At 52.3% G+C, this 260-nt stretch carries 3 tRNA genes; all 3 read left to right on the forward strand.

The features are described 5' to 3' along the window. Positions 1-5: 5 nt before the first annotated feature. Positions 6-90, forward strand: a tRNA-Tyr gene (locus tag IEX98_RS17740). A gap of 6 nt (positions 91-96) precedes the next feature. Further along, a tRNA-Trp gene (locus tag IEX98_RS17745) sits at positions 97-170 on the forward strand. Positions 171-186: 16 nt separating this feature from the next. Next, positions 187-259, forward strand: a tRNA-His gene (locus IEX98_RS17750). Position 260: the final 1 nt, after the last annotated feature.

A 260-nucleotide genomic window follows, 5' to 3' on the forward strand; every position in this document is an offset into this window, starting at 1 on the left:
GTTGTGGAGGGCTAGTGAAGTGGCTAAACACGGCAGACTGTAAATCTGCTCTCTTCGAGTTCGGTGGTTCGAATCCATCGCCCTCCACCACAACCTAGGGGCATAGTTTAAAGGTAGAACAAAGGTCTCCAAAACCTTTGGTGTGGGTTCAATTCCTGCTGCCCCTGCCAATTGAATATGAACATGGCGGTCGTGGCGAAGTGGTTAACGCATCGGTTTGTGGATCCGACATTCGGGGGTTCAATTCCCCTCGTCCGCCC

The sequence above is a fragment of the Paenibacillus radicis (ex Gao et al. 2016) genome, assembly GCF_014641555.1.
Classification (GTDB): Bacteria; Bacillota; Bacilli; order Paenibacillales; family Paenibacillaceae; genus Pristimantibacillus; species Pristimantibacillus radicis.